22 protein-coding genes and 1 other annotated feature are annotated in these 24,200 nt (G+C 45.7%); all 22 genes read right to left on the reverse strand.

What is annotated here, in order from left to right; genetic code table 11:
* Positions 1-36 precede the first annotated feature (36 nt).
* Complete coding sequence (gene rpsJ, locus CGZ90_RS14220; RefSeq protein WP_007203552.1) at positions 37-345, reverse strand: 30S ribosomal protein S10; 309 nt, start codon at positions 343-345, stop codon at positions 37-39.
* A 1,024-nt stretch (positions 346-1,369) separates the two neighbouring features.
* On the reverse strand, positions 1,370-2,557 hold the full coding sequence (gene tuf / locus CGZ90_RS14230) for an elongation factor Tu (RefSeq protein ID WP_094253195.1): 1,188 nt from the start codon (positions 2,555-2,557) through the stop codon (positions 1,370-1,372).
* Between the two features lie 120 nt (positions 2,558-2,677).
* Positions 2,678-4,756: an elongation factor G gene (gene fusA, locus CGZ90_RS14235; RefSeq protein WP_094253196.1), complete on the reverse strand. Its 2,079-nt coding sequence runs from the start codon at positions 4,754-4,756 to the stop codon at positions 2,678-2,680.
* Positions 4,757-4,836: 80 nt separating this feature from the next.
* Positions 4,837-5,307, reverse strand: a complete 471-nt coding sequence (gene rpsG / locus CGZ90_RS14240; RefSeq protein WP_094253197.1) for a 30S ribosomal protein S7 — start codon at positions 5,305-5,307, stop codon at positions 4,837-4,839.
* A gap of 52 nt (positions 5,308-5,359) precedes the next feature.
* Positions 5,360-5,782, reverse strand: a complete 423-nt coding sequence (rpsL, locus tag CGZ90_RS14245) for a 30S ribosomal protein S12 (RefSeq protein WP_094253198.1) — start codon at positions 5,780-5,782, stop codon at positions 5,360-5,362.
* A gap of 114 nt (positions 5,783-5,896) precedes the next feature.
* Entirely contained in the window at positions 5,897-6,145 is a 249-nt protein-coding gene (locus tag CGZ90_RS14250) for a 50S ribosomal protein L7ae-like protein (protein WP_094253199.1), read from the reverse strand.
* 75 nt (positions 6,146-6,220) lie between these two features.
* Positions 6,221-9,841 carry a DNA-directed RNA polymerase subunit beta' gene (gene rpoC / locus CGZ90_RS14255; protein WP_094253200.1) on the reverse strand — a complete coding sequence of 1,207 codons (3,621 nt, stop codon included), beginning with the start codon at positions 9,839-9,841 and terminating at the stop codon, positions 6,221-6,223.
* Between the two features lie 29 nt (positions 9,842-9,870).
* Positions 9,871-13,413, reverse strand: coding sequence for a DNA-directed RNA polymerase subunit beta (gene rpoB / locus CGZ90_RS14260; protein WP_094253201.1), 3,543 nt, complete (start codon positions 13,411-13,413; stop codon positions 9,871-9,873).
* Positions 13,414-13,696: 283 nt separating this feature from the next.
* The gene (locus CGZ90_RS14265) at positions 13,697-14,299 is read right to left on the reverse strand and encodes a class I SAM-dependent methyltransferase (protein ID WP_094253202.1); all 603 of its coding nucleotides are present in this window, start codon (positions 14,297-14,299) and stop codon (positions 13,697-13,699) included.
* Positions 14,300-14,994: 695 nt separating this feature from the next.
* A complete protein-coding gene (gene rplL / locus CGZ90_RS14270; RefSeq protein WP_094253203.1) occupies positions 14,995-15,357 on the reverse strand; it encodes a 50S ribosomal protein L7/L12 in 363 nt (120 codons plus the stop codon).
* A 46-nt stretch (positions 15,358-15,403) separates the two neighbouring features.
* Positions 15,404-15,907, reverse strand: coding sequence for a 50S ribosomal protein L10 (gene rplJ / locus CGZ90_RS14275; RefSeq protein ID WP_094253204.1), 504 nt, complete (start codon positions 15,905-15,907; stop codon positions 15,404-15,406).
* Between the two features lie 36 nt (positions 15,908-15,943).
* Positions 15,944-16,107 (reverse strand) — a sequence feature (ribosomal protein L10 leader region).
* Between the two features lie 46 nt (positions 16,108-16,153).
* A complete protein-coding gene (gene rplA / locus CGZ90_RS14280) occupies positions 16,154-16,855 on the reverse strand; it encodes a 50S ribosomal protein L1 (RefSeq protein WP_094253205.1) in 702 nt (233 codons plus the stop codon).
* Positions 16,856-17,039: 184 nt separating this feature from the next.
* On the reverse strand, positions 17,040-17,465 hold the full coding sequence (gene rplK, locus CGZ90_RS14285; RefSeq protein ID WP_165766865.1) for a 50S ribosomal protein L11: 426 nt from the start codon (positions 17,463-17,465) through the stop codon (positions 17,040-17,042).
* 160 nt (positions 17,466-17,625) lie between these two features.
* Entirely contained in the window at positions 17,626-18,159 is a 534-nt protein-coding gene (nusG, locus tag CGZ90_RS14290; RefSeq protein ID WP_094253207.1) for a transcription termination/antitermination protein NusG, read from the reverse strand.
* Between the two features lie 71 nt (positions 18,160-18,230).
* Positions 18,231-18,437 (reverse strand): preprotein translocase subunit SecE, encoded by a 207-nt coding sequence (gene secE / locus CGZ90_RS14295; protein WP_094253208.1) that lies wholly within the window; start codon positions 18,435-18,437, stop codon positions 18,231-18,233.
* Positions 18,438-18,496: 59 nt separating this feature from the next.
* Positions 18,497-18,646: a 50S ribosomal protein L33 gene (gene rpmG, locus CGZ90_RS14300; protein WP_094253209.1), complete on the reverse strand. Its 150-nt coding sequence runs from the start codon at positions 18,644-18,646 to the stop codon at positions 18,497-18,499.
* A gap of 642 nt (positions 18,647-19,288) precedes the next feature.
* On the reverse strand, positions 19,289-19,936 hold the full coding sequence (gene sigH / locus CGZ90_RS14305; protein ID WP_094253210.1) for an RNA polymerase sporulation sigma factor SigH: 648 nt from the start codon (positions 19,934-19,936) through the stop codon (positions 19,289-19,291).
* Positions 19,937-20,017: 81 nt separating this feature from the next.
* Complete coding sequence (locus tag CGZ90_RS14310; RefSeq protein WP_094253226.1) at positions 20,018-20,527, reverse strand: NYN domain-containing protein; 510 nt, start codon at positions 20,525-20,527, stop codon at positions 20,018-20,020.
* An 8-nt stretch (positions 20,528-20,535) separates the two neighbouring features.
* Entirely contained in the window at positions 20,536-21,288 is a 753-nt protein-coding gene (gene rlmB / locus CGZ90_RS14315; RefSeq protein ID WP_094253211.1) for a 23S rRNA (guanosine(2251)-2'-O)-methyltransferase RlmB, read from the reverse strand.
* Positions 21,285-21,707, reverse strand: coding sequence for a Mini-ribonuclease 3 (locus tag CGZ90_RS14320; protein WP_094253212.1), 423 nt, complete (start codon positions 21,705-21,707; stop codon positions 21,285-21,287). The genes rlmB and CGZ90_RS14320 overlap by 4 nt, the downstream gene beginning before the upstream one ends.
* A gap of 2 nt (positions 21,708-21,709) precedes the next feature.
* On the reverse strand, positions 21,710-23,110 hold the full coding sequence (gene cysS, locus CGZ90_RS14325; protein WP_094253213.1) for a cysteine--tRNA ligase: 1,401 nt from the start codon (positions 23,108-23,110) through the stop codon (positions 21,710-21,712).
* Positions 23,107-23,757, reverse strand: a complete 651-nt coding sequence (gene epsC, locus CGZ90_RS14330) for a serine O-acetyltransferase (protein WP_094253227.1) — start codon at positions 23,755-23,757, stop codon at positions 23,107-23,109. The genes cysS and epsC overlap by 4 nt, the downstream gene beginning before the upstream one ends.
* Positions 23,758-24,200 lie beyond the last annotated feature (443 nt).

The following is a 24,200-nucleotide window of genomic DNA, read 5'->3' on the forward strand; positions in this document are numbered from 1 at the left end:
TTAAATGTTGTTTTTATATTATTCGTTCACGAATGATTAAAGCTTGATTTCGATGTCTACGCCAGAAGGCAGATCCAAACGCATTAATGAATCAACTGTTTGTGGAGTAGGCTCGATGATATCGATAAGACGCTTATGAGTGCGCATTTCGAACTGCTCACGAGAGTCCTTGTACTTATGCACCGCACGTAGGATCGTGTAAACCGCCTTTTCAGTAGGTAGAGGAATCGGTCCTGACACCTTTGCTCCTGAACGCTTAGCAGTTTCAACGATTTTCTCAGCTGATTGATCAAGAATTCTGTGATCATACGCCTTTAAACGGATACGAATCTTTTGCTTTGCCATTATTTTCCCTCCTTTATTCGCCTATTTTGATAAACAGACATTGCTCACCGGAAATTTAATACCTGATATCACCCGCCATGGCAAAGGGGCCGGGTGTGTCAGCAACCTTCCGAGTCATCGCAGTGAATGACCAACATTACTCATTATAGAGAAAAACAATAGGCATTGCAAGTGTTTATGAAATTTTTTTTAGGTGAATGTGCATCTTTACAATTGAAGCTGCTTTGTGAGTGTTAAACCAGGGATGTTTACGGGTTTTTGATGAGTTTCTTCTATATAAATGTGTGTTGGTATATGGTTGTGTTTTGACTAATTGTGGTTGGTTCTTTGGCTTAGTTTTGGCTTACATTTTCTTCGATGCTAACATGGGGTCCGGTACCGGAATGGTTTTGGTTCTTGGGCTTGGATTTGGTTATCATTTTTATCGAAGCAAAAGATGGTTTGGTTCTTTGGCCTTGTTTTGGCTAACATTTTCTTTGATGCTAACCTGGGGTCCGGTACCGGGATGGTTTTGGTTCTTGGGCTTGGATTTGGTTATCATTTTCATCGAAGCAAAAGATGATTTGGTTCTTTGGCCTTGTTTTGGCGAACATCTTCTTCGATGCTAACCTGGGGTCCGGTACCGAGATGATGACCTTCGGTATAATCAAAACCGTTATCGGTACCGGACCCCACTGCGGGACGCAGGGATGCTAAAGATGGTTTTATTCACAGGCTTTGTGAGGCTAACATTTTCTTCGAAGTGGGCTGCGGGTCGCTAAGATGGCTGTTGAATTTATTTTTTTATCAATGCATCCTCGATTAAGTTGATCGTAGTGTAAGGCGCCGACTCCTGCGGGATGAGTGGGAAGGTGAGACCTTCCAATGGCGCATGCGACGGAAGGGCTCACCTCTCACCCCGCGGAAAGCGTGCGCCTGAAACGGAGATCAACTGCTTCCTAGCTCGATTTTGACTTTTATTACTTGATTAACAACAAAAAAAGCACCCTCAAATGAGGATGCTTTTTATAAAGAGAAGTTAAGACTACTCTTGGATTGTTGCTACAACGCCAGCGCCTACTGTACGTCCACCTTCACGAATAGAGAACTTAGTTCCTTCTTCGATTGCGATTGGAGCGATTAGTTCAACAGTCATTTCGATGTTGTCGCCAGGCATAACCATTTCTACGCCTTCAGGAAGATTACAAATACCAGTTACGTCAGTTGTACGGAAGTAGAACTGAGGACGGTAGTTTGTGAAGAATGGAGTGTGACGTCCACCTTCTTCTTTTGAAAGAACGTAAACTTCAGCTTTGAACTTAGTGTGAGCTTTTACAGTTCCTGGCTTAACAAGAACTTGTCCACGCTCAACGTCGTCACGGGATACACCACGAAGAAGTGCACCGATGTTGTCTCCAGCTTCAGCATAGTCAAGAAGCTTACGGAACATTTCTACACCTGTTACAGTTGTAGATTTTGGCTCTTCAGTAAGACCAAGGATCTCTACTACGTCACCAACTTTAACTTGTCCACGCTCAACACGGCCAGTAGCAACTGTACCACGTCCAGTGATTGAGAACACGTCCTCAACTGGCATCATGAAAGGCTTGTCAGTTTCACGAGGAGGAGTTGGGATGTACTCATCTACAGCGTTCATTAGCTCATAGATTTTTTCTTCCCAAGCAGCGTCACCTTCAAGTGCTTTAAGAGCAGAACCTTTGATTACAGGAATGTCGTCTCCAGGGAAATCGTACTCAGAAAGAAGGTCACGGATTTCCATTTCAACTAGCTCAAGAAGCTCTTCGTCGTCAACCATGTCACACTTGTTCATGAATACAACAAGGTAAGGTACACCTACTTGACGAGAAAGAAGGATGTGCTCACGAGTTTGTGGCATTGGGCCGTCAGCAGCAGATACTACTAGGATCCCTCCGTCCATTTGTGCAGCACCAGTGATCATGTTTTTAACATAGTCAGCGTGGCCTGGGCAGTCAACGTGTGCGTAGTGACGGTTGTCAGTTTCGTACTCAACGTGTGCAGTTGAGATTGTGATACCGCGTTCGCGCTCTTCTGGAGCACCGTCGATTTGGTCGTAAGCACGAGCTTGTGCTTTACCAGTTTTTGCAAGAACAGTTGTGATAGCAGCTGTTAGAGTTGTTTTACCGTGGTCAACGTGACCGATTGTACCGATATTAGCATGCGTTTTGGAACGATCGAATTTCTCTTTACCCATGAGAATGATTCCTCCTTAAAATATGTGTAATTCATAAATTTTTATATAAAACAGGCAAGAGGGTTTCTTGCCTATTTTAGATTACAGTAAAAACGAAATCGTGACAACTAACTAGATCAATTATTGACCAGTTGATTTCTTGATGATTTCTTCAGAGATAGACTTTGGTACTTCTTCGTAGTGGTCGAAGTGCATAGAGTACGTACCGCGTCCTTGTGTACGTGAACGCAAGCTAGTTGCGTATCCGAACATTTCAGATAGCGGAACCATCGCTTTAACGATTTGAGCGTTACCGCGAGCTTCCATACCTTCTACGCGTCCACGGCGAGAAGTAACGTCACCCATGATGTCTCCCATGTACTCTTCAGGAACCGTTACTTCAACTTTCATGATCGGCTCAAGAATTGCAGGGTCACATTTTGATTTTGCGTTCTTAAGAGCCATTGAACCGGCAATCTTAAACGCCATTTCGTTGGAGTCAACATCGTGGTATGATCCGTCAACGATACGAGCTTTAAGGTCCAATAATGGGAACCCAGCAAGCATACCGTTTTTCATTGACTCTTCAATACCAGCTTGTACAGCAGGGATATATTCACGAGGAACCGCCCCACCAACGATTTTGTTTTCAAATACGAATCCAGATCCTTCTTCACCTGGCTCGAATTCAACCCAAACGTGGCCGTACTGACCGCGTCCACCGGATTGACGAACGAATTTACCTTCAACTTTAGCAGCCTGGCGAATTGTTTCACGGTAAGCAACCTGAGGAGCACCCACGTTAGCTTCTACCTTGAATTCGCGGCGCATACGGTCAACTAGGATATCAAGGTGAAGCTCACCCATACCTGCGATGATCGTTTGTCCAGTTTCTTCGTTTGTTTCCGTACGGAATGTTGGATCTTCTTCAGCAAGCTTAGAAAGAGCCATACCCATCTTGTCTTGGTCTGCTTTAGACTTCGGCTCGATAGATAGTGAGATAACTGGCTCTGGGAATACCATTGATTCAAGAATAACTAGGTTCTTCTCGTCACAAAGAGTGTCACCAGTTGTAGTGTCTTTAAGACCTACAGCAGCCGCGATATCTCCAGCGTATACGATAGAGATCTCTTCACGGGAGTTTGCGTGCATTTGAAGGATACGTCCAACACGCTCGCGCTTTCCTTTTGTAGAGTTCTGTACGTATGATCCAGAGTTTAATGTACCAGAGTACACACGGAAGAATGTCAGCTTACCAACGTAAGGGTCAGTCATAACTTTAAATGCAAGTGCAGAGAATGGAGCTTCGTCACTTGATTCACGAGTTACTTCTTCTTCAGAGTCAGGAAGAACACCTTTAATAGCTGGTACATCAACAGGCGATGGAAGGTAATCAAGAACAGCGTCTAGCATAAGCTGAACACCTTTGTTCTTAAATGCCGATCCACAAGTTACAGGGTAGAACTCAACGTTACAAGTACCTTTACGGATTCCTGCTTTAAGCTCTTCCTTTGTAATCTCTTCGCCTTCTAAGTACTTCTCCATCATTTCTTCATCAAGTTCAGCTACCGCTTCAATAAGCTTTGTGCGGTATTCTTCCGCTAAAGGCATATGCTCTTCAGGGATTTCACGAACTTCGATGTCTGTACCAAGATCGTTACCGTAGAATACAGCGTTCATTTCAACTAGGTCGATGATCGCTTCGAACTGGTCTTCAGCACCGATCGGTAATTGGATCGGGTGAGCGTTCGCTCCAAGGCGGTCGTGGATTGTCTTTACAGAGTAAAGGAAATCAGCACCGATCTTGTCCATTTTGTTTACGAATACGACACGCGGAACACCATAAGTTGTTGCCTGGCGCCATACTGTTTCTGTTTGTGGTTCTACACCTGATTGAGCATCAAGTAAAGCAACCGCTCCGTCTAATACACGTAATGAACGTTCTACTTCAACTGTAAAGTCTACGTGTCCTGGTGTATCAATGATATTGACACGGTGACCTTTCCATTGAGCAGTTGTCGCAGCGGAAGTAATCGTGATTCCGCGCTCTTGTTCCTGCTCCATCCAGTCCATTTGTGAAGCTCCTTCATGAGTTTCACCAATTTTGTGGATACGGCCAGTGTAGTAAAGTACACGTTCAGTAGTCGTTGTTTTACCAGCATCGATGTGAGCCATGATACCGATATTACGAGTATTTTTTAAGGAGAATTCTCTTGCCATGAAATTCTCTCCTTCCTATGCCTAGGAATAAATTTTTATGTGGTTTTAGAGACAGTCCAAGAACTGTCTCTAAAAAGATCCTACCAGCGGTAGTGAGCGAAAGCTTTGTTAGCTTCAGCCATTTTGTGCATATCTTCACGCTTCTTAACAGATGCACCAGTGTTGTTAGCAGCATCCATGATTTCGTAAGCAAGACGTTCTTCCATTGTCTTTTCTCCACGAAGACGTGAATAGTTTGTTAAATAGCGAAGTCCTAGAGTCGTACGACGTTCTGGGCGAACTTCAACTGGTACTTGATAGTTAGCTCCACCTACACGGCGAGCGCGAACTTCAAGAACTGGCATGATGTTCTTAAGAGCCTGTTCGAAAACTTCCATAGGGTCGTTTCCAGTGCGGTCCTTAATGATTTCGAACGCGTTGTACAAAATTGTTTGTGCTACTCCTCTTTTACCGTCAACCATAATTTTGTTGATTAGACGAGTTACAAGCTTAGACTTGTAAATTGGATCAGGCAGCACATCACGACGAGTTACAGGTCCTTTACGTGGCATGTGGTCCCCTCCTTCCCAAAATTTGTGTGTATTTTATGATGCAATTATTTTATTACTTCTTAGGCGCTTTAGGGCGCTTAGTTCCATACTTAGAACGGCCTTGCATACGGTTGTTAACACCAGCAGTGTCAAGCGCACCACGAACGATGTGGTAACGTACCCCTGGTAAATCCTTTACACGTCCACCACGGATAAGAACAACACTGTGCTCTTGAAGGTTGTGGCCGATACCTGGGATGTAAGCTGTTACCTCGATCTGGTTAGTCAAACGAACACGCGCATACTTACGTAATGCTGAGTTCGGCTTCTTTGGAGTCATAGTACCTACACGAGTACATACACCACGCTTTTGTGGAGATGAAACGTTAGTCTGTGACTTAACGAAGCTGTTGTAACCTTTGTTCAAAGCTGGAGAGTCAGACTTTTTGATCTTAGACTCACGGCCTTTACGAACGAGTTGGTTAATAGTTGGCATTTTGTTTCCTCCTTCCTCGGTTTGTAGTACCACCCATCCAGGTGGTTCATTTTTAGGACAAAAGAAAGTTTTTGCGGGAAAAGCCAAGGCTTCCCCTCGCAAAAACGTATTATTTTATCCTTTTATCGCAACAGTTGCAGCTCCTACATCGATACCGCAAGCTTTTCCAAGCTTTTTCATCGAATCAACCTGCACAATCGGAACGTGCTTCTCTTCGGCAATCAATAAAACCTTATTGGTTACTCTCCGGTCAGCATCTTCAGCTACGATCAGCTCTTTCACTTCTCCGTTTTGCAAAGCCTTGATGGTTTGCTTCGTACCTACGATAATTTCAGAAGCTTGTGTTACTTTTTCATAAGACATACGAATATCCTCCAAAGCAACATTCTTAGGAGCACATCGATAATCATAGCACCGATGCACTCCCAATGTCAACACCTATTCTTGTGAAACGAGCTGTCCTTGTACTTCTTCTGCGTTCTCGTCCTCTGCAACTGCAGGGGAGTTGACGCCGATATTGCGGTAGCGTGACATACCCGTACCAGCCGGGATCAGCTTACCGATAATAACGTTTTCTTTAAGTCCAAGAAGCTCATCGCGCTTACCTTTGATCGCAGCATCAGTAAGGACACGAGTTGTCTCCTGGAAGGATGCAGCTGATAGGAACGATTCAGTTTCAAGGGATGCTTTTGTAATACCGAGCAATACTGGACGTCCAGTTGCAGGTGTTCCGCCGTCAAGCAAGACTTTGCGGTTTGCATCTGTAAAGGCATGGATATCCATAAGAGCACCAGGCAGTACTTCTGTATCACCTGCATCGATGATGCGCACTTTGCGAAGCATCTGGCGGACCATTACTTCAACGTGCTTATCTCCGATTTCTACCCCTTGCATACGGTAAACTTTTTGTACTTCGCGAAGGAGATATTCCTGTACGCCTTCCGCGCCTCTTACTTTGATAAGTTCTTTCGGATCGATTGAACCTTCAGTAAGAACCTGGCCGGCTGTTACAGCATCGCCTTCAACGACTTTAATACGTGCTCCGTAAGGAATAACGTATGTTCTTGTCTCGATTTCACCTTGTACAAGCACTTCGCGTTTTTCTTTCGCTTCGTTAACCTGGATAACGGTTCCTTCCACTTCAGAAATAACAGCTTGCCCTTTAGGGTTACGAGCTTCGAACAATTCCTGGATACGCGGGAGACCTTGCGTGATATCGTCTCCGGCAACCCCACCGGTATGGAACGTACGCATTGTAAGCTGTGTTCCTGGTTCACCGATAGATTGCGCAGCGATGATTCCGACTGCTTCGCCCACTTCAACGTCCGAACCTGTTGCCAGGTTGCGTCCGTAACATTTCTTACATACACCGTGGCGTGTGTCACAAGTAAAGACAGAACGGATATGAACGTCCGTGATGCCCATTTCCTCGATCGCAAGTGCCAGGTCTTCTGTGATCAGTTCATTTTTGCCGACTACGACAGCTTTCGTTTCTGGGTGGAAGACTGTTTTGAAAACAGTACGGCCAATCAGACGCTCGTGCAGCGGCTCAATGACTTCGTTGCCCTCTTTAATCGAAGCAACTTTCAATCCGCGGTCAGTTCCGCAGTCATTTTCACGGACGATAACATCTTGCGCTACGTCTACAAGACGGCGAGTCAGGTAACCTGAGTCAGCTGTCTTAAGGGCTGTATCCGCAAGACCTTTACGCGCTCCGTGAGTGGAGATGAAGTACTCGAGTACCGTCAGACCTTCACGGAAGGAAGACTTGATCGGAAGCTCGATGATTTTACCAGCCGGGTTGGCCATGAGTCCGCGCATACCTGCAAGCTGTGTAAAGTTGGACGCGTTACCACGCGCTCCGGAGTCAGACATCATGAAGATCGGGTTGCGCTTATCAAGCGTAAGCATCAGCTTTGCCTGAATCTCATCCTTCGTTGCACTCCAGATGTTGATTACGCGCTCATAACGCTCGTCTTCAGTGATAAGTCCGCGGCGGAACTGCTTTGTAACAGTAACAACTTTTTCTTCCGCTTTAACAAGCATCTCTTGTTTTTCAGGCAATACGACGATATCGGATACACCGACCGTGATACCTGCGCGTGTAGAATATTTGAATCCGAGTTCCTTCATGCGGTCAAGCATTTTGGACGTTTCGGTAATTTTGAATCGTTTAAAGATTTCAGCGATAACTTTTCCAAGGATACCTTTCTTGAAAGGTGTTACCTCTTCACGTTTCGCGATCTCTTCTTTTACATTAGCGCCTTTTCCAAGGAAGTACTTAGCCGGAGTCTCAACCTGAAGGTTTGTCGTCGTCGGCTCGTTAATGTAAGGGAATGATTCTGGCATGATTTCATTGAACAATAGCTTACCAACAGTTGTGATCAAAAGCTGGCTTTGCTGTTCCGGCTTAAATGACGGTTTGTTCAAGCTTGAAACAAGAACGGCGATACGGCTGTGAAGGTGGACGAATCCATTTTCGTAAGCAACGATCGCTTCACTTGCATCCTTAAAGACAGATCCTTCACCGATCGCACCAGCACGTTCCATCGTCAGGTAGTAGTTACCTAAAACCATATCCTGTGACGGTGTTACAACTGGCTTTCCGTCTTTCGGGTTCAAGATGTTCTGTGCAGCAAGCATCAAGATGCGTGCTTCAGCTTGGGCTTCAGCAGAAAGCGGTACGTGAACCGCCATCTGGTCACCGTCAAAGTCAGCGTTGTATGCAGTACATACAAGCGGGTGAAGACGGATCGCACGGCCTTCAACAAGTGTCGGCTCGAACGCCTGGATACCAAGTCTGTGCAGTGTTGGTGCACGGTTAAGAAGAACTGGATGCTCACGGATAACTTCCTCGAGTACATCCCATACTTCTGGCTGCACGCGCTCTACTTTGCGTTTCGCGCTCTTGATGTTGTGTGCAAGTCCTTTAGAAACAAGCTCTTTCATAACGAAAGGCTTGAACAGCTCAAGTGCCATTTCTTTCGGAAGTCCACACTGGTACATCTTCAAGTTAGGTCCTACAACGATAACCGAACGTCCGGAGTAGTCAACACGCTTACCAAGAAGGTTTTGACGGAAACGTCCTTGCTTACCTTTCAGCATGTGTGAAAGGGACTTAAGCGGACGGTTACCCGGTCCAGTTACTGGACGGCCGCGGCGGCCGTTGTCGATCAGCGCGTCAACTGCTTCTTGAAGCATACGCTTTTCGTTCTGAACGATAATGTTTGGTGCGCCAAGGTCAAGCAGACGCTTCAAACGGTTGTTACGGTTGATTACACGGCGGTATAAGTCGTTCAAATCAGAAGTCGCGAAACGTCCACCGTCAAGCTGAACCATAGGGCGCAGTTCCGGCGGAATTACCGGAAGAACGTCAAGGATCATCCAATCCGGATGGTTTCCGGAGTGACGGAACGCTTCAAGAACTTCAAGACGCTTGATCGCACGTGTACGGCGCTGACCTTGTGCCGTTTTAAGCTCTTCTTTCAGCTGAGCAACGTCTTTTTCAAGATCGATGTCTTCTAAAAGGCGCTTGATTGCTTCTGCTCCCATTTGAGCCGTAAAGCCTTTTCCGTATTTTTCACGGTAAGCACGGTACTCTTTTTCAGAAAGCAGCTGTTTCTTCTCAAGAGGTGTTTCCCCTTGGTCAGTTACAACGTAAGAAGCGAAATAGATGATTTCCTCGAGTGCACGCGGAGACATGTCAAGGACAAGACCCATGCGGCTCGGGATACCTTTGAAGTACCAAATGTGGGATACAGGAGCAGCAAGCTCGATGTGACCCATACGGTCACGTCGAACTTTAGCTCTTGTTACTTCAACACCACAGCGGTCACAGACAACGCCCTTATAACGGACACGCTTGTACTTACCACAGTGACATTCCCAGTCCTTCGTTGGTCCGAAGATCCGTTCACAGAACAAACCGTCTTTTTCAGGTTTAAGTGTACGGTAGTTAATCGTTTCAGGCTTTTTGACTTCCCCTCTGGACCATGAGCGGATCTTATCAGGCGAAGCAAGGCCGATTTTCATATACTCAAAATTATTTACGTCTATCAAGGAGCGTACCTCCCTTTTGATATCCTCGTTTATTCATTAACGGTGTATGACTCTAGATTAAGGTTAAGTTTCTCGTTCGCTTGATCTTCTTCATCATCAAGCTCGCGCATTTCAATTTCTTTATCATCTCCGGAAAGGATCTTAACGTCCATACCGAGAGACTGAAGCTCTTTAATCAATACTTTGAATGATTCAGGAACACCTGGCTCCGGAACATTCTCACCTTTCACGATCGCTTCGTACGTCTTCACACGTCCGACAACATCATCGGACTTGACTGTGAGGATTTCCTGAAGTGTGTAGGCAGCGCCGTATGCTTCAAGCGCCCATACTTCCATCTCCCCGAAACGCTGTCCACCGAACTGCGCTTTACCTCCAAGAGGCTGCTGGGTAACAAGTGAGTATGGTCCAGTTGAACGAGCGTGAAGCTTATCGTCAACCATGTGGGCAAGCTTAATCATGTACATGACACCAACGGATACACGGTTGTCGAACGGTACGCCTGAGCGTCCGTCGTAAAGGACCGTCTTACCATCGCGGGCCATTCCGGCTTCTTCAATCGTGCCCCAGACATCTTCCTCGCGCGCACCGTCAAATACCGGTGTTGCAACGTGGATACCAAGCTGGCGGGCAGCCATACCAAGGTGAAGCTCAAGCACCTGTCCGATGTTCATACGAGATGGTACACCGAGCGGGTTAAGCATGATGTCAACTGGCGTTCCGTCAGGCAGATAAGGCATATCTTCTTCCGGCATGATGCGGGAGATAACACCTTTGTTACCGTGGCGTCCGGCCATTTTATCGCCTTCGTGAATCTTACGTTTCTGTACGATGTACGCACGAACGAGCTGATTCACTCCCGGAGGAAGCTCATCGCCGTCTTCACGGTTAAAGACTTTCACATCCAGGATGATTCCATCTCCGCCGTGAGGAACACGAAGAGATGTATCACGCACTTCACGTGCTTTTTCACCGAAAATTGCGTGAAGCAGGCGCTCTTCTGCTGTAAGCTCAGTTACACCTTTTGGCGTTACTTTACCTACGAGGATATCGCCGTCTTTTACTTCGGCACCAACACGGATGATTCCGCGCTCGTCAAGGTTGCGAAGTGCATCCTCACCGACGTTCGGGATATCACGTGTGATTTCTTCTGGCCCAAGCTTCGTGTCACGGGCTTCTGATTCATATTCTTCAATATGAATAGACGTGTACACATCATCCTTTACAAGGCGCTCACTCATGATGACAGCATCCTCGTAGTTGTAACCTTCCCAAGTCATGAATGCTACAAGAACGTTTCTTCCAAGAGCAAGTTCTCCCTTTTCCATGGAAGGTCCGTCAGCGAGAATCTCGCCTTTCGTAACGCGGTCGCCTTTGGAGACGATCGGACGCTGGTTGTAGCAAGTTCCTTGGTTGGAACGGATGAATTTAAGCAGGTTATATTTATCAAGATCGCCTTGTACTTCTTTTCCGTCTACAACAGAAATGCGGCGTACTTGAACTTGTTTAGCGGATACGCGCTCAACGATACCCTCATGCTTACAGATAACTGCAGCACCGGAGTCCTTCGCTGAAACGTGTTCCATTCCTGTTCCGACGATCGGCGATTCAGGCACGAGCAATGGCACGGCCTGACGCTGCATGTTCGCACCCATCAGGGCACGGTTGGAGTCATCGTTTTCCAAGAACGGGATACAAGCTGTCGCAGCTGAAACGACTTGTTTCGGCGATACGTCCATGTAGTCGATCTTATCGCGCTTCATTACAGTGTTGTCACCGCGGAAACGAGCGATAATATCTTCCTTCGTGAACGATCCATCTTCATTAAGAAGTGAGTTCGCCTGAGCTACTACATAGTTGTCTTCCTCATCAGCCGTCAAGTAGTCGATCTGGCCAGTAACTTTCCCTGATTCCGGATCAACGCGGCGGTATGGAGTTTCGATAAATCCGTACTCATTAACCTTCGCATAGCTGGATAGGGAGTTGATCAAACCGATGTTCGGACCTTCCGGAGTTTCGATCGGACACATACGCCCATAGTGAGAGTAGTGAACGTCACGAACTTCGAAGCCTGCACGCTCACGCGTAAGACCGCCTGGCCCGAGGGCAGATAGACGGCGCTTGTGCGTTAATTCAGCAAGCGGGTTTGTCTGGTCCATGAACTGTGAAAGCTGAGAGCTTCCAAAGAACTCTTTAATCGCCGCAATAACCGGGCGGATATTAATAAGTGCCTGAGGCGTGATCGCGTTCGTGTCCTGAATGGACATACGCTCGCGGACAACACGCTCCATACGGGAAAGTCCGATACGGAACTGGTTCTGAAGCAGTTCCCCAACAGAACGGAGACGACGGTTACCAAGGTGATCGATGTCATCCGTGTTCCCTACAGAGTGAAGCAGGTTAAAGAAGTAGTTAATAGAAGCGATAATGTCAGAAACCGTGATGTTCTTCACATCTTTCTCTACATTTCCGTTCCCGATTACTTTAATAACCTTTTCGCCTTCCTGGTCATCTGGAGCATAGATGCTGATAGACTGAAGAGGAATATCTTCGTCTTCTGCAACTCCGCCAGCAGGCGTTACCGTTTTGTACCCTGCTCCTTCTTCTAGGAAAGGAAGGATTTTATCAAGAGTACGGCGGTCAAGCAGTGTACCAGCTTCTGCAACAATCTCGCCCGTTTCAGGGTCAGCGATTGACTCAGCAAGCTTCTGGTTGAACAAACGGTTTTTAATATGAAGCTTTTTGTTGATTTTGTAGCGTCCAACGCTTGCAAGATCGTATCGTTTCGGATCAAAGAAGCGGGATTCTAACAAACTTTTAGCGTTCTCCACCGTAGGAGGCTCGCCGGGACGCAGACGCTCATAGATTTCGAGAAGAGCTTTTTCAGTGCCTTCTGTATTATCTTTATCAAGCGTATTGCGCAGGTACTCATCTTCTCCAAGGAGGTCGATGATTTCTTGATCAGAGCCAAACCCTAATGCACGAAGCAATACGGTAATTGGAATTTTTCTTGTGCGGTCAATACGCACATAAACAACGTCCTTGGCATCTGTTTCAAACTCAAGCCAAGCTCCGCGGTTTGGAATGACAGTAGCGGTAAAACCTTTTTTACCGTTCTTGTCGATCTTTTCACTATAGTAAACACTTGGTGAACGAACGAGCTGTGATACGATTACACGCTCAGCGCCGTTGATCACAAATGTTCCTGTGTCTGTCATCAACGGGAAATCTCCCATGAATACTTCTTGCTCTTTTACTTCGCCAGTTTCCTTATTAATAAGGCGCACTTTCACGCGAAGCGGAGCAGCGTAAGTTACATCACGCTCTTTTGATTCTTCTACAGGATATTTCGGCTCACCTAGACTATAATCAATGAACTCTAAAACAAGGTTTCCTGTAAAATCCTCAATCGGCGAAATGTCATGAAACATTTCACGTAACCCCTCATCAAGAAACCATTGATAGGAAGCAGTTTGAATTTCGATAAGATTCGGCAATTCAAGTACTTCGCTGATCCTTGCATAACTTCTTCGTTGGCGGTGGCGTCCAAACTGAACTAGTTGACCTGTCAACTGATTCACCCCTCAAATCCAGCGTTTTTTTCGTGTGACCTTAAACCTTGCACTCTAGCATGAAAATGTCTATAGACAAAAAGAAAAAGGGTTTTAAAGTAAAAACCACATTTTGCACCGGCAAAGCCGATTCTATTATTTTGTCCAAAACAGCCGCATATTATACATAAAACCTTGATTTATCAACGTTTTTCCGCCCACCACGAAAAAATGGGCGCCAAAATGCGAATTCATTGGCATTTTATAATATTATCATAGGGAAAAACACGCGTCAAATATTTTTTTATTGATTTTTTTGCGCCATGATAATATAATATCCTTTTTTCTTTTCAACTACTTCGCTATTCCCGAATAGCGAATCTATTTTTTCAAGGGCAGATGGCGCGCCTTGTTTCTTTTGAATAACGATCCACAGCTCTCCGCCTGGCTTAAGTTTTTCATAAGCTTGTTCAAACAGCGAGTGTACGACCTGCTTTCCTGCTCTGATCGGCGGATTGCTGATCACGCAGGCAAGATTGCTTTCCACTTGGTCCAGAAGGCTGCTCTTTTTTACCGATACATTCGAAACACCGTTGTTCGCAGCGTTCAGTAGTGCCAGATCAAGAGCACGTTCGTTCACATCCACCATGATCACTTTACGTTCTGGCTCAACTTTAGCAAGCGACAGCCCGATTGGCCCGTAGCCGCATCCAATGTCAGCAAAATCACCGTCAACCTCAGGTGCCCGAAATGCCTCGATCAGCACACGGCTGCCGAAATCCACTTCTTTTTTCGAAAAAACACCCCTATCCGTCGTAAAGCGGAAGGTATGTCCTTTTAAAGGAAACTCCCAAGTCTGCCGGCTGCTTTTAACCTCTGGTTTTTCAGAATAATAATGTCCACTCATTTTACTACCCCTCTACTAAAGGATGTTACAAGTGTCTCCCTTATCAAATGCTTTAAGACAAGAATCAGCAGGAGAAATTTTAGTGTACTCTGTTGATTTATAGCATTCTAAGTAGAGGTTGATCTTCGTTACAGGTGCACGCTTTCCGCGGGGCGGGAGGTGAGCCCCTTCGCCGCACGCGCCATTGAAGGGTCTCACCTTCCCACTCGTCCCGCAGGATAAGGAAAGCTACTCGAAAGACATCGCACGAAGAAAATGTGCGGTTCATTTTCGAGGAGTCGGCACCTTTCACTACGATCAACCTTTTCAATGAAGCATTCAAAGATGATTTACAAAGCAAATAGCTACTGAGAATTTTTAGTTGCGTCTTAGAAGTTAAAGGATTCCGGAAAATCTTTTTGAAAAGAGCTCTTTTCATCAGCTGCACTTACAGTAGGTTTTTAAAACGCTTCTTCGTAAAGGTTGGTTGAAGTGTAAGGTGCCGACTCCAGCAGGATGAGTGAGACAGGTGAGACCTTCCAATGGCGCTTGCGACGGAAGGGCTCACCGCTCACCCTGCGGAAAGCGTGCACCTGAAACGGAAACCAACCTCTTCATTGAAGTTTTAAAAACCCGCTTACAATCATATTTTGATTAAATACTTTGCTTTAACATATAAAAAGGCCCGCCTGAGGCGAACCTTTTTTTGTTTAGAATTACTTAACTTCTACAGAAGCGCCAACTTCTTCAAGCTTAGCTTTGATTTCTTCAGCTTCTTCTTTGTTAACGCCTTCTTTAACTGTTGAAGGTGCGCCGTCAACTAGTTCTTTAGCTTCTTTAAGTCCAAGACCTGTAAGCTCACGAACTACTTTGATAACTTTGATTTTAGAAGCTCCAGCGTTAGCAAGAACTACGTCAAACTCAGTTTTTTCTGCTACAGCTTCACCAGCTCCAGCACCAGCAGCAGCTACAGGAGCAGCAGCAGTAACACCGAATTCTTCTTCGATTGCTTTTACAAGATCGTTAAGTTCTAAAACTGTCATTGTTTTTAGGCTTTCAATGATTTGTTCTTTAGACATTTTAATTTCCTCCTTATATTAGGTAAAGTTTAGTTTTGGGTAAGGCTTATGCGCCTTGTTGTTCTTCTTTTTGCTCTGCAACTGCTTTAGTAGCCAACGCAAAGTTGCGGATAGGTGCTTGAAGCACGCTGAGTACCATAGAAAGAAGTCCTTCGCGTGATGGAAGCTCGGCAAGTGCCTTAACTTCTTCAACAGATGCGATTTGTCCTTCGATAACACCAGCTTTGATTTCAAGCGCTTCGTTTGCTTTCGCAAAGCTGTTAATGATCTTAGCAGGTGCTACTACATCGTCGTTTGAGAACGCGATAGCTGTAGGTCCTGTAAGGTGCTGGGAAAGTTCTCCCAATCCAGCTTGCTCAGCTGCACGTGCAGTCATTGAGTTCTTGTAAACTTTGTACTCAATTCCAGCTTCGCGCAATTGCTTACGAAGTTCAGTAACTTGTGCTACGTTAAGTCCGCGGTAGTCAACAACGATTGTTGATTTGCTTTCGCTAAGCTTGCCAGCGATCACGGACACTAGTTCTTTTTTCGTTTCTAGAATGCTGCTCATCCTTACACCTCCTGTATTAGTGATGCATCAGACCGTAGAGGCATTTAAAAAGCCTCCGCGTCCCGAAAGACGTGAAGGCGTAAGTTTCAAAAATAACATCGGCGTACGAGTACGCGTGATATGTTTTTCGATACTACAACCTCGGCAGGATAATTAAGCGGCAACGCCCCTGCTGTCTACGGTAAAGTTCGATGCGTATTTGGTTACAACATTATATACTATAACGGTTCAATAACCGGTTGTCAACTATCGCTTTACAGAAAATGTAGATGGGTTAACTTTAACGCCAGGGCCCATAGTTGAAGAGATTGCTACGTTCTTAAGGTAAGTACCTTTTGCTGCAGCAGGCTTCACTTTAAGTAAAGTATCGATGATTGTGTTAAGGTTCTCAGCAAGCTTTTCAGCTTCGAAAGAAACTTTTCCGATTGGAACGTGTACGTTACCAGTCTTGTCAACACGGTACTCAACTTTACCAGCCTTGATTTCGTTAACAGCTTTAGTAACATCGAAAGTTACTGTACCTGTCTTAGGGTTTGGCATTAAGCCTTTAGGTCCTAAAACACGTCCAAGCTTACCAACTTCAGCCATCATGTCAGGAGTTGCAACGATTACGTCGAACTCGAACCAGCCTTGCTGGATCTTGTTGATGTAGTCAGAATCTCCAACGTGATCAGCGCCAGCAGCTTCAGCTTCTTTCGCTTTTTCACCTTTCGCGAATACAAGGACACGCTGAGTCTTACCAGTTCCGTTTGGAAGCACTACTGCTCCACGAACTTGCTGGTCAGCTTTCTTAGTGTCAACGCCAAGGCGTACTGCTACTTCTACAGACTCATCAAACTTAGCAGATGCTGCTTTTTTAACAAGCTCGATCGCTTCAGCAGAGTCGTATGCTTTTGTGCGGTCTACTAATTTAGCCGCTTCTTGGTACTTCTTGCTCTTTTTGGCCATTTTAAAATTTCCTCCTTTGTGGTTTAGCGGATATTCCTCCCACTTTTCTGCGAGCCTTAGGCTGGCAGTTCAGCGAATGAAAGCTAATTGCTTTTACTCACTAATAAAGGTTGCGAACCGTCTGATGACGGCAGGATATTATCCTTTTACTCGCAACCTCATGTTCATTCATCTTAGCAAGGGATTAGTCTTCGATGACAATTCCCATGCTGCGCGCTGTACCTTCAACCATGCGCATCGCAGCTTCGACGCTAGCAGCGTTTAGATCAGGCATTTTTGACTCTGCGATTTCGCGAACTTTATCACGCTTCACAGTAGCAACTTTTTTCTTGTTTGGCTCACCAGAACCAGACTCGATTCCTGCAGCAACTTTCAAAAGAACAGCAGCTGGAGGAGTTTTAGTGATGAATGTAAATGAACGGTCTTCAAAAACCGTGATTTCAACCGGAATGATTAGACCAGCTTGATCAGCAGTACGAGCGTTGAACTCTTTACAGAATCCCATGATGTTAACACCCGCTTGTCCTAGTGCAGGACCAACTGGTGGAGCTGGGTTAGCTTTACCAGCAGGGATTTGCAATTTCACCATTTTAATAACCTTTTTAGCCACGCGACACACCTCCTTAAGTCCGTGATGTGGTATATGGGTCGAAACCCTCCCACTCAAAAATACGCTTCCCCTCTTATCGCGAGAGAGAAAGCCGTTGTTTAGAAATATCAAACATAAAAAATTCTATCACTTTTCTATGCTGATATCAAGTCTTTTTGCATTAGATCTTATTTACTTGATCAAAGTCCAGCTCAACCGGTGTTTCGCGGCCGAACATATTAACGTGAACCTTGAGCTTTCTCTTCGTCGTGTCGATCTCTTCAATCGATCCAACGAAGTCTGCAAATGGACCTTCTTTAACTTTGACTGATTCCTTGATCTCAAAGTCAACTTCAACGCGCGGCTCTTCTAAGCCCATTCCCTTAAGGATGTGCTCAACCTCTTCAGGCAGAAGCGCCGTCGGCTTGCTTCCCGCTCCAGCGGATCCAACAAACCCTGTAACTCCAGGCGTGTTGCGGACAACATACCAAGAATCATCTGTCATAATCATTTCCGTCAGAACGTAGCCTGGAAATACTTTCTTCATGCTCGTCTTAGTTTTGCCGTTTTTCGTTTCTGTTTCTTCCTCTACAGGAACAAGCACACGAAAAATTTTATCGGTCATCCCCATTGACTCAAGACGTTTTTCCAAGTTCGCCTTTACTTTGTTTTCATACCCGGAATAAGTATGAACAACATACCAGTTCTTTTCCATAACGATGGGACCGTGTCCTTTCCCTCCTAAAATGGATATACTCTAGCCATTTTAACCATGATAAGCTGTATCTAACCTAGAATGAGTTCTACAAGCTGTGAAATGCCAAGATCGACTGCCCAAAAGAAAACTGCCATCACCACTACAGTGGAAATAACAACCGTCGTATACTTCACGATTTCTTTACGCTTCGGCCATGTAACCTTTTTCATTTCCTTGCTTACGTCAGAGAAAAACTTACCAGGAGACTTTTTTGTTTTTTCTGCAACATCCGCCATTGTTTAAACCCCCATGATTCATTTCATCAAAATGCTATAAAAACGGCTTTGTTGAGCCATCACTTCGTTTCTTTGTGGTTCGTGTGGGCGTTACAATAGCTGCAGAATTTCTTGACCTGCAGCCGCTCCGGCTGACTTTGCTGGTTTTTCATGGTTGTATAATTACGATTAGAGCATTGTTCGCAGGCTAAAGATACTTTTTTTCTCATATATGAGCACCCTTCATCATAAACCCACTTCTCCACGATAGATTATTACTTTTATCACATTATCACAGGGGGTGGGGCTTGTCAATGAAGCCTTGACAGGGGCGGAGACTAAAACCAATGGTTCTGAAGCTTGATTTTGGCGAACATTTAAAATTGCTTCGATGCTTTTGTGTTGGTTCTTGGGCTTGGTTTGGGCGAACATGTTCTTCGCTGTCAACCTGGGGTCCGCTAAGGGGACGCGTCGAAGCAAAAGAGGGTTTGGCTCATTGGCTTTGGTTTATGCGAACATTCATAACCGCTTCGATGCTTTTGGTACTAGTTCGTCGGCCTGGTTTTGGCAAACATGTTCTTTGTTGCTTTAAAACATCTTGAGATTTCGAGAAACTATAATAGATGATCTGGGGGCTTGGCTTTTTTCTCCTTCGAATTCTTCATTGATAGGTTGATCGGAGTGAAAGGTGCCGACTCCAGCGGGATGAGTGAGACAGGTGAGACCTTCCAAAGGCGCGTGCGACGGAAGGGCTCACCGCTCACCCCGCGGAAAGCGTGCACCTGTAACGGAGAGCAACCACTCCTTTGTATTCTTCCAAAAGCAGCAAAGCTTAAAGAAACAAAAAAAGCCGATTCGAATAATAATTCGAATCAGCTCGTAATCTCTCGAAGCTCTAAGTAGCGTTCGAGTTTCCGCTTCACTCGCTGAAGCGCGTTGTCGATTGATTTCACATGACGATCCAGATCCACGGATATCTCCTGATAAGAACGTCCGTCCAAATAAAGCATCAGGACTTTCCGCTCCAGATCACTCAATATCTCGCCCATCTTCACTTCAATATCATCAAACTCTTCTTGGTTGATGATGAGTTCTTCCGGATCTGTCACTTTCGTTCCGCAGATCACATCCAAAAGCGTGCGGTCGGATTCTTCGTCATAAATAGGCTTGTCCAATGAGACATAAGAATTTAACGGGATATGCTTCTGCCTTGTCGCCGTTTTGATCGCTGTGATCATCTGTCTTGTGATGCAAAGCTCGGCAAACGCTTTAAACGATGAAAGCTTGTCCTCTTTAAAGTCTCTGATCGCCTTGTATAAACCGATCATGCCTTCTTGTATGATGTCCTCTCGGTCGGCACCGATCAGAAAATAGGATCTTGCCTTCGCACGTACGAAATTCTTGTATTTGTTAATAAGAAATTCGAGCGCGCCGCTGTCTCCCTTGTGCATAAGCTCCACAAGGTTTTCGTCTTCCATAAGCTCGTAATCCTGTATTTCCGCTTCCATGAGATTGATCATGCGTACAATCCCCCCGACCAGGTTTTACCGGCAAAATATAGAAATATTATACAATAGAATCAAAAGATGCGTCAAGATTGCTTATTTTTCGCCTCTTCGCCATTTTTCGAAAATTGAAGCAACTTCTTCGGTTAAAAAAATAGAAGAGGCGCTTTTTTTTAGCTTTCTCTCAGCCATTGACTGCTGGATCTGCTTCTCCACCTGTTCCATTTCCTGCTTCAGTTCACGTGCAGATTTACGGAGCGCGCCTTTTCCGAAGATAGCCCACTGTTCTGTTGAATCTGACGTTGCAACGTGAATCACGGTGTTGACAGCCTTCAGCTCGGCAATCATCCGCTCGATTCTCTCATCCGCTGTTTCATTTTCTCTAGTATATATAACTTCTACTTGATGTTTGCTCGATTTCTTTTCCATACCTGGAGAGAGATGGGCATCAAACACGATGATCACGCGGTCACCGCTGACGCCCTTATACTCTGCCATTTTTTCTATCAAGAGGTGACGGGCTTTTTCAAAGTCTACCTGCTTGAGCTCTCTTAATTCCGGCCACGCTCCGATAATGTTATATCCGTCAACGATGAGGATATGGATGGTTTTCATTACACTGATAAAGGATGACGGCTGCGGTAAACCTCGTACATCAGCAGCCCAGCAGCGACAGATGCGTTAAGCGAAGTCACTTTCCCTTCCATTGGAAGCTGGACCAAGAAGTCGCACGTCTCTTTAACGAGTCTTCCGATTCCTTTACCTTCACTGCCGATGACAAGCCCGAGAGGAAGATCCCATTTCGCCTGCCTGTAATCCTCTTTTCCTTTCATATCCGCTCCGGCAAACCAGATGCCGCGCTCTTTGAGTTCGTTCATCGTCTGAACGATGTTCGTCACCCGGACGACCGGAATGTACTCGATTGCACCTGTTGAGGTTTTAGCAACCGTCGCTGTCAGTCCAACAGCGCGTCTTTTCGGGATAATCACCCCATGAGCACCTACTGCATCAGCTGTACGAATGATAGAGCCCAAATTGTGCGGGTCTTCAATCTCATCAAGTATTAAGAAAAACGGATCCTCATTTTTTTCTTCCGCACGCTTGAACAAGTCTTCAATATCCGCATACTCGTATGCCGCGACAGCTGCGACAACGCCTTGATGGTTTCCTCCATCGCTCAGCAGGTCGAGTTTCTGCTTCGGTACGAAGCTGACAAGAACATTGTTCTTTTTCGCAAGCTGGACGACCTGGCTGACAGGGCCTTTCTGAGAGCCCTCCCCGACAAATATTTTATTGATTTCACGGCCTGATCTTAATGTTTCTAAAACAGGATTTCTCCCGATAATAAACTCTTCGTTCTCACTCATGAATGCTTGTCCTCCTTTCCTTCTTCCGACTGGGCGAATATGCTGCTCATCAGCTCGTCCAGCCGCTCTTTTTCACCTGTTAAATATAAAAATCCGATAATCGCTTCGAGCGCAGTCGCATGCCTGTAAGTATGGATGTCCGTATTTTTCGGCACCGATCCTTGATTGGCGTTGCGTCCTCTGCGGATAACAGCCTGTTCTTCTTCAGTAAAAAAGTTCTCTTCCTGCAGCTTTGTCAGCAGCTTTGCCTGCGATTTTGCTGATACATGAGAAGTGGCGAGACGGTGAAGCATGTTCGGCTTCACCTGTCCGCTCATGATCAAATGCTCTCTCACGTACTGCTCCATCACAGCATCACCCATATAGGCGAGCGTCATGCCGCTGAGCTGTTTTACATCATTACGGTTCAATGCACCCATTCTTATGCCCTTTTCCAGCGAACACCCTGCGCTGTATCCTCTAAGATGATATTCTGCTCTTTCAGCAAATCGCGGATCTCATCTGCTCTCGCAAAATTCCGCTGTTTTCGCGCTTCGTTGCGCTCTTGAATAAGAGCGTCGATGTCCGCATCTAACAGTTCAGCTTCTTTTTGCAGCGTAATGCCTAGAACACCAGAAATGTCTTCAAATAGTTCAATGAAAGAAGAAAGAGCTTTTTCTGACACATTGTCTTCCTTCAAGTAGACGTTCGCTTCTTTCGCCGCATCAAAAAGGACGGAAATCGCGTTTGCTGTGTTAAAGTCATCGTCCATCTCTTTTTTAAAGCGTGCTTTAAGTGCAGCTGTCTTCTCTAGCCAAGCTTCTTCTTCTGTTCCAAGTCCAGCTGTTACCGTCAATCGGTGCTTCACGTTCTCGTAAGCAGTACGGATACGGTTCAGTCCTGCCTCAGCAGATTCAAGCAGCTCTTTGCTGAAGTTGATCGGGTTTCTATAATGAACCGCCAGCATGAAGAATCGGATCACCTGCGGATCATGCTCTTTCACCATATCATGCACGAGAACAAAATTACCGAGCGACTTTGACATCTTTTCGTTGTCGATATTAATATACCCGTTATGCATCCAATACTTAGCCATCGGCGCTTCATTTAAGGCTTCCGACTGGGCGATCTCATTTTCATGGTGCGGGAAGGACAAGTCCTGGCCGCCGCCGTGAATATCGATCGAGTCTCCTAAATACTTTTTCGCCATCGCCGAGCATTCGATATGCCAGCCTGGACGGCCTTTGCCCCAAGGGCTCTCCCAAAAGATCTCCCCTTCTTTCGCAGCTTTCCAGAGTGCGAAATCAAGCGGATCGTTCTTTTTCTCGCCGACTTCAATACGTGCGCCGATACGAAGATCGTCTATCGACTGATGCGACAGTTTGCCGTAGCCGTTGAAGTTTCTCGTCTTGAAATAGACGTCTCCTCCCGCTTCATACGCGAATCCTTTTTCGATCAGCTGCTCAATAAACGTGATAATCTCCGGAATTGTTTCCATAACTCGCGGGTGGTGGTCAGCTTTCTTCACGCCAAGAGCACAAACATCCTCATGGTATGCATCAATATATTTTTGAGCGACTGTCGGTACATCAGTGCCCGTTTCATTCGCTACTCTGATCAGTTTATCATCAACATCTGTAAAATTAGAGATGAAATGCACGTCATACCCGCTGTATTCCAAGTAACGGCGCACTGTGTCAAACACGATCGCCGGACGCGCGTTCCCTATATGAATATAGTTGTATACAGTCGGACCGCATACATACATTTTTACTTTTCCTTCTTCCAGCGGGATGAATGGCTCTTTCTTTCTGGACAGCGTATTGTAGACCACTAAACTCATCGCAAGTCACTTCCTTTTTTTATTTGTTCTATTTCATTGCGAAGCTTCTCCAGTTCTTCCTGCAGATCGCGGAACTTATCCGCTACTGGGTCCGGCAGGTTCCGATGGTCCAGCTCATTTCCAAGCTTTACGCCATCCTGTATCTTCACCCGTCCTGGTATGCCGACAACCGTTGAGTTCGGCGGTACATCCTGAAGCACGACCGAGCCTGCCCCAACTTTAGAGTTTTTTCCGATTGTAATGTTTCCGAGCACCTTGGCACCTGTTGCGATCAAGGCATTATCCTCAATGGTCGGATGCCGTTTTCCTTTTTCCTTACCCGTACCGCCAAGCGTCACACCCTGGTAGATCGTAACATTGTCGCCGATAATGCACGTTTCCCCAATAACCACACCCATTCCATGATCAATGAAAAAACGCTTGCCGATCTTTGCACCGGGATGAATTTCGATACCGGTAAAAAAACGGCTGATCTGCGAAACTGCCCTAGCAAGGAAAAACCACTTGTTCCTGAAAAGCGCATGCGCGATGCGGTGAGCCCACAGCGCATGCAATCCAGCATAAGTCAGCACAACCTCCAGCACACCCCGTGCCGCCGGATCATTCTCAAATATAACGTGTATATCCTCTTTCATCGCTTTAATCATCATAACTCACCGCCTTTTTGTCTATTCATCGCTCAATAAGAAAAGCGTAAGATCATCGTTCCGCCACGGCATAGAATACACCGTTTGGGATTGACCATGCCAATGTTGCACCTGTGCCAATGTTCAAGCGTCGCTGGAAATCCTGACGAAGATAAGGTTTTTGCATCACAGGAAGTAGGTAAGCAACATCGAGAGGCTTGGCACTAGAGCTGGCCATTACTTCTATGTGTCAAAAAACATATGCTTTAATTATTTTTTAAGAACATCGTTGATAAAGTTGATTGGAGTGTAAGGTGCCGACTCCTGCAGGATAAGTGGGACAGGTGAGACCTCTTAGGCGCGTAGCGGCAAGAGGGCTCACCGCCCACCCTGCGGAAAGCGTGCACCTGAAACGGAAATCAACCGCTTCTTTGATTTCTTTAAAAAATAAAAAGCGCCCCTGT

The sequence above is a fragment of the Fictibacillus aquaticus genome (assembly GCF_002245695.1).
Classification (GTDB): Bacteria; Bacillota; Bacilli; order Bacillales; family Fictibacillaceae; genus Fictibacillus; species Fictibacillus aquaticus.

Excerpts from the sequence above, each read along its gene's own strand:
- rplA (WP_094253205.1), bottom strand. The coding sequence starts at position 16,855 with ATGGCCAAAAAGAGCAAGAAGTACCAAGAAGCGGCTAAATTAGTAGAC.
- sigH (WP_094253210.1), bottom strand. The coding sequence starts at position 19,936 with ATGATCAATCTCATGGAAGCGGAAATACAGGATTACGAGCTTATGGAA.
- CGZ90_RS14265 (WP_094253202.1), bottom strand. The coding sequence starts at position 14,299 with ATGAGTGGACATTATTATTCTGAAAAACCAGAGGTTAAAAGCAGCCGG.
- CGZ90_RS14250 (WP_094253199.1), bottom strand. The coding sequence starts at position 6,145 with ATGTCTTATGAAAAAGTAACACAAGCTTCTGAAATTATCGTAGGTACG.
- tuf (WP_094253195.1), bottom strand. The coding sequence starts at position 2,557 with ATGGGTAAAGAGAAATTCGATCGTTCCAAAACGCATGCTAATATCGGT.
- rpsL (WP_094253198.1), bottom strand. The coding sequence starts at position 5,782 with ATGCCAACTATTAACCAACTCGTTCGTAAAGGCCGTGAGTCTAAGATC.
- secE (WP_094253208.1), bottom strand. The coding sequence starts at position 18,437 with ATGGCGGATGTTGCAGAAAAAACAAAAAAGTCTCCTGGTAAGTTTTTC.
- nusG (WP_094253207.1), bottom strand. The coding sequence starts at position 18,159 with ATGGAAAAGAACTGGTATGTTGTTCATACTTATTCCGGGTATGAAAAC.
- rpsJ (WP_007203552.1), bottom strand. The coding sequence starts at position 345 with ATGGCAAAGCAAAAGATTCGTATCCGTTTAAAGGCGTATGATCACAGA.
- cysS (WP_094253213.1), bottom strand. The coding sequence starts at position 23,110 with ATGAGTTTAGTGGTCTACAATACGCTGTCCAGAAAGAAAGAGCCATTC.
- rpsG (WP_094253197.1), bottom strand. The coding sequence starts at position 5,307 with ATGCCACGTAAAGGACCTGTAACTCGTCGTGATGTGCTGCCTGATCCA.
- fusA (WP_094253196.1), bottom strand. The coding sequence starts at position 4,756 with ATGGCAAGAGAATTCTCCTTAAAAAATACTCGTAATATCGGTATCATG.
- CGZ90_RS14320 (WP_094253212.1), bottom strand. The coding sequence starts at position 21,707 with ATGGGTGCATTGAACCGTAATGATGTAAAACAGCTCAGCGGCATGACG.
- rplJ (WP_094253204.1), bottom strand. The coding sequence starts at position 15,907 with ATGAGCAGCATTCTAGAAACGAAAAAAGAACTAGTGTCCGTGATCGCT.
- rplL (WP_094253203.1), bottom strand. The coding sequence starts at position 15,357 with ATGTCTAAAGAACAAATCATTGAAAGCCTAAAAACAATGACAGTTTTA.
- epsC (WP_094253227.1), bottom strand. The coding sequence starts at position 23,757 with ATGATTAAAGCGATGAAAGAGGATATACACGTTATATTTGAGAATGAT.
- rpmG (WP_094253209.1), bottom strand. The coding sequence starts at position 18,646 with ATGAGAAAAAAAGTATCTTTAGCCTGCGAACAATGCTCTAATCGTAAT.
- rlmB (WP_094253211.1), bottom strand. The coding sequence starts at position 21,288 with ATGAGTGAGAACGAAGAGTTTATTATCGGGAGAAATCCTGTTTTAGAA.